Genomic DNA, 7806 nt, shown 5'->3' with positions numbered 1-7806 from the left:
AGGGATTTAAAAATAGAATCTTATCAAAGATCACAGCAATGACCATTATTCAATATATCAATAGGTTTGAATTCAACAGAAATATAAACAACCTAAAAATTAATATTAACTAAATGCACAACGGGTATATATTAATATTCATAGGACTATTTTCATGTAAGTCAAATAGTGTTGCCAAAGAAAAAGAAACAGAAAAGGGCCAACAGAAACCTAAAGTAGAAAAACCTAAGTTTAGTGATCTTAAGCATCATAATACTCTAGACCCTAATACAGTACATTTGGTTGCAGTAATACAAGATGTAAATAGGAATATCTCCATTTGTGGTCAAAAGTATAATGCAGTTACTACAGTAAAGGTAAAAAGTATTACAGGTTTAGGTTCGAGCATTGTAAATATGATTTCTGCTGGACAAGAAATTACTTTTGCTTTTATGAAATCACATTCGAAAGACTTTGATGCTCTTAAACAAAAATTGGCCAAAGACCAGAAAGTTTCGTTTAAAGTTAGAGAAGGACTGTGTTTTGACTCTGCTAAGACGGTATATGAGATTATTACTTTTGAGATTATAAATTAATTTAGTGAAGATTTTTAGCTTAGGAACTCAGTTATCCAATATATTGAAGCAATAACAGCAAGTATAAACAATACAAAAAAAGAAGATTTTCCAAAAAGGATAGAGTCTGCTTCCTGAAATTTTTCTGGTTTGTCCATTAAAAAACTATATTTCTTACTATTAAAATAGCCCTGTTATTGTCGAGGAAGATATATGTCACGTTATTACCGAAAGTCTAGAGGTTTTATTAAGGAAAAACTAATAAATTGCTAAATTTCCTTAAATTTTAAGAAAAAAAGTCGAAATTTTAATTTAGATTTGCGGATTACTCACAAATCAGCTTAAAAAATGAAAAAATTACTATTTTATCTCAGACGTTCTGTCTGGGCGGTTTCAATCGTTGGAACCATTATTTCAGTAAATGCGCAACAACCAAAACTTTCTGTAAAGGAAAACGAAAAAAAATCTAAACCAGATGCTCACAAGCTTTATAAAGAAGCTAAAATGATTTATAACAGTAGAGCAAAAAAGAATGGAGGAAAACTTATAAACAAAGAAGATGATGCTATTGCTCGTGCTGAATTCGAGTTTGAAAGACTTAAGAATCCTTATTCTAATGAAATTCCTCAAGGAATTAGAAATGCTGAAATACAGTTTTCTGGCAAAATACAAGTTGGTAATGATTCAAAACAATCATTAAACAGTATTGCTAAATCATCCAATGCTAAGCGTTTTTCATATTGGGAAAACAGAGGACCTTGGAATGTAGGAGGTAGAACAAGAGCCTTAGCTATAGATCGTAACAACGAAAATGTAATCCTTGCCGGAGGAGTTTCAGGAGGGCTATGGCGCTCTGAAAACGGAGGTGAAAGCTGGAGAAAAGTGACCAGACGTTTCCAAAACCCTAGTATTACTGCTATTGTTCAGGATCCTAGACCTGGTCGCAGTTTTACTTGGTACTATGGATCAGGAGAATCTATAGGTAATTCTGCTAGTGCAGGAGGAGCTTTCTTTCTGGGAAATGGTATATATAAATCACAAGATGGTGGACGTACCTGGGAACAATTAAGAGCAACTGCTAATAGTAATGTAAGTTTGGTTACTTCAGGTTTTGATGTTATAAATTCTTTAGCTATAAACCCTACTAATGGAGATTTATTTGTAGCTACTATTGATGGGCTTTTTAGATCTCAAGATGGAGGAAACTCTTTTACCGAAGTATTGGAATCAGGTTTTAGAGGAGGTGTTGAAGTTAGTGTAACTTCTACTGGAATATTATATGCTACTATAGCATCAGAAGGTGAGGTAAATGAGGGATATTGGACCTCTACTGATGGTGGAGATACTTGGGAAAATATTACACCACCTAATTTCATACCCGCTTTTGGAAGATCAAAAGCAGGAATTGATCCATCAAATGAAGATACAGTTTACTTCTTGACAAGAGACCTTAATCCAGGAAATGAAGCAGTACTATATAGATATGATGCATCTGCAGAAACTCCAGAAGAAGCTTGGACAGATCTTACAGCTAACTTACCCACAACAATTGGAGGCCGAGTTGGAAATTTAAACCTACAAACTGGGTATAATATGGTTGTAAAGGTAAGCCCAGCTGATCCTAATTTGGTATTTGTAGGAGGTACAAACCTTTATAGATCTACTACAGGATTTACAACACCGGCAGGTCAAGAAAGCTGGATAGCTGGTTATTCTCCATTAAATAATGTTACTGTATATACTGATCAGCATCCTGATCAGCATGAGTTAGTATTTTATCCTTCTAATCCAAATAGAGTATTAACTGGTAGTGATGGAGGTGTAGCAGTAACCGAAGACATTACTGCAACTAATGCAGGAGCAGAACCTGTAGATTGGACCTCTTTAAATAATGGATATTTAACTACACAACCCTATCATGTATCTTTTGATCCAGAAGCAAATAGCGATGATTTATTAGCTGGTTTTCAGGACAACAGTACGTGGTATACCAACTCTACAGATCCAGAGGCTGATTGGGAAGAGTTGTTTGGTGGAGATGGTGCGTATAGTGCCATAGCCGATGGGGGGAGAACAAGATATGTTTCATCTCAGCGAGGAAATATTGCTAGACAGAATTATAATGAAGCTGGAGAGTTTGTTTCATCTGTAGGTGTGACACCGCCTAATGCCACAGGATTTGCATTTATTGCACCATTTATCTTAGATCATAATAATGATAACATTATGTATTTACCTGCAGGTAATAGAATGTGGAGAAATAATAATTTAGATGAATTAGAGGATAATTGGGTAGAACTACCAAATTCTGATACTCCAGCAGGAAGCAGAATCACATCTTTAGATGTATCTACATTTCCTGTTGCTAACAGATTGTATTATGGTACAAACCAAGGTGGTGTATACAGAATGGATAATGCAAATATTGATGATCAAGAGGCTATAGATATTACTACTGGAAAAGGATTACCTATAGGAACTGTTAATGATATTAATGTAGATCCATCCAATTCAGATAGAGTTATTATTACTTTTTCAAACTATGGTATTATCAGTCTGTTTTTAACTGAAAATGCAGGTGAAACCTGGACCAATATTAGTGGTAACTTAGAAGAGAATAGAGACGGATCTGGTAATGGTCCATCGGTAAGAAGTACTGCATTTTTTGGTGGTAGTCAAGGGTTCTTTGGTTCTAGATTACAAAAAATCTATGCAGCTACAAGTACAGGGCTTTACTATACGAATAGGTTAATGGGTGAAAATACCGTTTGGAGAAAAGAACAATTTGCAATTGGTAATGCAGTTACTGACGAAGTTGTTACCCGTAAAGATGGATTTATTGCAGTTGCAGCTCATGGTAATGGATTGTTTAGTGCTAGATTCCCAATTATTAACGAATTACCAGAATCTGAGCTAAGCGTATCTTATTTATTGGATGATTTAGATTTAAATATAAATAATGTTGCAGCTTCACCAGAAGAAATTGATATAACTGATTTATTTGTTCAATCAAATGGAGAGGCTATCGATATCGAATTTGAAAATTCTAACCCTGGTTTAGTTACGGCAACGCTTGAAGGTAATACCATTAAACTAGTATATAGTGAGGAGTTGACTGTAGGTGACCAAGCAACTATTTCGTTGGTAGCTACTTCTGGCAATGAACAAGTAGCCGAAGGTTTTACTATTACAGTGGTTAATACGATTTATGATCAAGGTGGTGCAAGCGTAACGTCAACAATTTCTCAATTTTTCCCTGATTTTGGAGGATTAATACAGTCTGCAGATGACTTTGTAGTACCTACAGGAACTACGTGGAATATCGAAAGGATATTAGCGTTTGGAGGTGAAAATAATCGCCCTGCACTTACAAATGCTACAGTAGTTATATACCAAGATAACGAAGGTGTGCCTGGTCAAGAAATATTTAATAGTGGGCAAATTGCCCCAATTTCTGAGCCAAATGATACTACGCTTAATTTGGCACTAGCAGAACCAGTAGCTTTAGAAAGCGGAAATTATTGGATATCGATTTATGTAAACTTAGCTTTTAATCCTGGAGCAAGACAATGGTTCTGGTCAGCTCAAAGTGAGATTACTGGTAATGAGGCATTATTTAGAGATGAATTAGGTGTATTTGGTTCTTTGGATTGGACATCTGCAGGTGCTGCCTTCGCAGGGATTCCTATAGATCAAATATTCCAAATTTTTGGAACAGTTCAAAATCCAGAATCTAATCAAACTAATGTTTCTGAACCTCTGGCAACTATTGATACCAGATCAGATAATATAGTTTCGCCTAACCCATCTGCCGATAGGTTTACTTTTAACTTTGATACGCTTAACAAAAAAACAAGTAAAAAAGTTAATGTAGATGTGTATAATCTTATGGGAAGTAAAATTTACTCACAGTCTGGAGTGGATTTAAGTTCTGGTTTTGTTTGGGATGCAACAAGTAATGCACCTGGAATTTATTTTGTAAATGTTGTTGATGAACAAAATACAACAACACAATTCAAAGTGATCAAAAAATAATTTTGAAAGTATAATAAATAAAAATATAAAAAAGGAGTTGAAATTTTCAACTCCTTTTTTTAATTTAACCACTATGGATAAAGTAGTATACCTTTTATTGATGATGGTCTTATTTTCTTGCAAAACAACGGGTAATACGCAGGAGAAAAAAGAAGAACAGAACTATCAAAAAAAAGAAGTAGAAAACCAAGGATCTAACGTTAATACACCAACTATTAAAAAACCAACATATATTAATTCTCAGGACCCAATTAACCCAGGAACGGTGCACCTTATAGCTTCTGTAACTAAAATTACTAAGGATGCTTCTATTTGTGGGAAATCGTATAAAGCTACAGTAACAGTAAAAGTTAATAGTGTTAAAGGTTCGGGTTCTGGAATTGTAAATATGATTTCTGCAGGTCAAGAAATTACATTTGGGATAAGAAAATACATGGCCGAAGATTTTGAAGTATTAAAACAAAAACTTATTAAAGACCAAGAATTCTTTTTTATTGTTGAAGAAGGATTATGTAGGAATATGAGCCAAACAGCTTATGTTGTTTCAAGCTTTAAAGTAATTAACTAATTATTTTATTTATTAGATAACCACAATAAGATTAAAATAATACTAAGTATAAACACCACCAAAAAGAAGATTTTCCAAAAAGAGTAGGGTCTGCTTCCTGAGATTTTTCCGGTTTGGCCATTAATGAAAAAATTATATTTCTTACTATTAAAACGATATGCACTAATATATACCGGCAATAAGATATGCTTAAAAGTTTCTTGGCTTAAACGCATATCAATACTGTGTACCCTTTGAGTATCTCCACCAATATCTTGTCTTGCCCAGGATCTTGCAATACGTTCTGCTTCTTTAGTAGAAGATAGATGCCCGTCTTGCAGAAGAATAGTATATTTTTCGGTAACAAAACCTGCCAGATAACTTGTATTAAAAGGCTCAAGAGCATCGAGATTCCAATGTGATAGTTTTTTTGGGATAGCGTTATTACGTTGATGTGAAGCCTTGATCAAAGTATCATCTACAAATCCGGTTATATTTCCGCTTGTTGGTGACCATCTCGTTCTTCGTTCTTGTCTTGTTCTTGTAACTGTTTTACCATTTACCGTTGTTGTATATGGGACACTAACATAATAATATGTTCCTCGCTCTCCTGTATAATCGGCATATAATTGTGCATCAAATGTCCAGTAAGGTAGATACAACCCTTTGGTGTTTTGTGGATCTAAGGCTGCTTTTTTTAGTTTATTAGGAGCAAACCACAATCCTTTTACCCATTTTGAAAATATCTGATGAGATTTCTTCTGGTCAAACTGAAAAGGAAGAACAGCTCCTGGTAAAATCCAATCTTCTTTATAGGCGTCCTCTATAATTAGGGGCATGGTACAATATACACAGTGAAGTGATTTGTAATTCTCTTCGACGTGCTGATTTGCACCACAGTTTTTACAATGAAGCATCATGATCTCTTCAGAATGGGATTGAGAACCCATAGCAGAAAGGTAAGGTTTAAGTTCTAATTCCTTAAACCCATCCTCATCTTGTGTAATGGTTTCCTGATGACCGCAGTATTCGCAGTTAATGTTTGTGGTTCCAGGCTTGTATTTTAATTCTGCACCACAATTAACACAGGACCTTTTTTGTTCTGAAATTGCTTTTTTTTCTTCTTCTTCCATAAAATGATTACCCCGATATGTATCAAGATCGATTAAATATTTCGAGAAGTTTTCTTAGTTACCAGGTAATGGAGGAGGAGTATTGCCCCCTAAAAATGACTTTAACTCTTCAACGTCTTTTAGAGGAGTCCAATTTGCCATTCCTTGTTTCCAAACCAAAACATCTTTATTGATGGTTCTGTTTGCAAATAGTACTTTGAGTTGATCAAAAGAAACTGGTCCGGCTTGTTGTCCTTCTAATGCATAAAAATACTGTACTTGAACAGGCATCGGTGGAGGAGTAACAGGTGCGTTTTGTTGTTGCTGTACCTGTGCTTGTTGCCCTGCCATAGGGCTCATCATACCTCCCATTTGTTGAGCAAGGACAAATCCCATTCCCATACCCATTCCAGCACCAGCTGTACCTCCTTCATTAGCAGCAGCGGCTTCGATAGCTTTCGCGGTTTTGAACTTGGTTAATTTGTCAAGATCGAGCTTATCAATTCTACTGTATTCGAAGATTTCTTTTTTAAGTTCTTCTGGCATTGAGACATTCTCGATAAAGAATTTTTCTAACGAAATACCAACAAAATTAAATTCTGGTTGCATCACTTCGAGACAAGTTTCTGATAATTCTGTAGTATTAGCAGCATACAACTCTATAGGAAGATTAGCTTCACCAATGGTGTCTGTAAAACGTGTAGAAATTAAACTTTTAAGGTGTTCGTTGATTTCAAAATTGGTAAAATTTGCATCCGTTCCTACGATATCAACAACAAATTTTCCTGCGTCGCTAATTTTAAAAGCATAGGTTCCGAAAGCACGAACTTCTACCAGGCCAAATCGATCATCGTTAAGTGTAATTGGGTTTTTGGTTCCCCATTTTTCATCAGTAAACAGATGAGTGTTGACGAAGTATACTTCGGCTTTAAAAGGGCTGTTAAAACCATATTTCCATCCCTTTAGCGTAGCTAAAATGGGTAAATTTTGTGTGTTTAATGTATAAGTTCCAGGTGTGAATACATCTGCTAATTGTCCTTCATTTATAAAAACCGCGGTTTGCCCTTCTCTTACGATAAGTTGTGCGCCATTTTTTATTTCGTTTTGATATCTTTCAAAACGGTGTACAATGGTGTCATCTGTATAATCTAACCATTCTATAATATCGATAAACTCGTGGCTAAGCTTTTCCTTTATTTTGTCAAAAATTCCCATTGATGAGTTGATTTTAAATTCGTGTTTTAAAACTACAAAATATGCTATAATAATTTAAGTGAATATCCACTTAATTAACTTAGGACAATTTCATATGGCATTAAAAATAATAAATATGATAGATGAATATAAAATACGTGAAGTTTTTTTTTGAAAATATCAGAAGTACATAACCATCAAAATTAGAGTGTATGGTGCAAAGTATACTTCTAATTCTGACACTTTGTTAAAGGATAAATCTTCTAAATAATTGAATTAGAATGAGTATAAATAGCTATTTGAATTTTGAGTTTTCAAAAAAAGGAATATTTTTGCATCGCAATAGTCATAAAGACATTGTCTA

The 7806-nt window shown here is 34.5% G+C and carries 5 protein-coding genes and 1 pseudogene; 4 read left to right on the top strand and 2 right to left on the bottom strand.

The window, feature by feature from the left end; translation table 11 throughout:
* The 4 genes and pseudogenes from FOF46_RS32730 to FOF46_RS25535 form a co-directional block, all read left to right on the top strand.
* Window positions 1-113, top strand: a pseudogene (locus tag FOF46_RS32730) (IS982 family transposase); the annotation flags it as partial.
* Window positions 114-575: a hypothetical protein gene (locus FOF46_RS25545; protein WP_143918417.1), complete on the top strand. Its 462-nt coding sequence runs from the start codon at window positions 114-116 to the stop codon at window positions 573-575.
* 327 nt (window positions 576-902) lie between these two features.
* The gene (locus FOF46_RS25540) at window positions 903-4589 is read left to right on the top strand and encodes a T9SS type A sorting domain-containing protein (protein WP_143918416.1); all 3687 of its coding nucleotides are present in this window, start codon (window positions 903-905) and stop codon (window positions 4587-4589) included.
* Window positions 4590-4662: 73 nt separating this feature from the next.
* Window positions 4663-5157, top strand: a complete 495-nt coding sequence (locus tag FOF46_RS25535) for a hypothetical protein (protein WP_143918415.1) — start codon at window positions 4663-4665, stop codon at window positions 5155-5157.
* A 5-nt stretch (window positions 5158-5162) separates the two neighbouring features.
* On the opposite strand, the gene FOF46_RS25530 is transcribed toward FOF46_RS25535, so the two are convergent.
* On the bottom strand, window positions 5163-6269 hold the full coding sequence (locus tag FOF46_RS25530) for a TFIIB-type zinc ribbon-containing protein (RefSeq protein ID WP_143918414.1): 1107 nt from the start codon (window positions 6267-6269) through the stop codon (window positions 5163-5165).
* Between the two features lie 54 nt (window positions 6270-6323).
* Window positions 6324-7463 (bottom strand): SPFH domain-containing protein, encoded by a 1140-nt coding sequence (locus FOF46_RS25525; protein WP_109436128.1) that lies wholly within the window; start codon window positions 7461-7463, stop codon window positions 6324-6326.
* Window positions 7464-7806: the final 343 nt, after the last annotated feature.

Origin of the sequence: Aquimarina algiphila (assembly GCF_007489275.1) — a bacterium.
In the GTDB taxonomy this organism is placed as follows: Bacteria; Bacteroidota; Bacteroidia; order Flavobacteriales; family Flavobacteriaceae; genus Aquimarina; species Aquimarina algiphila.
The sequence above is the reverse complement of the archived record's forward strand: the minus strand, read 5'-3'. Positions and strand labels throughout refer to the sequence as shown.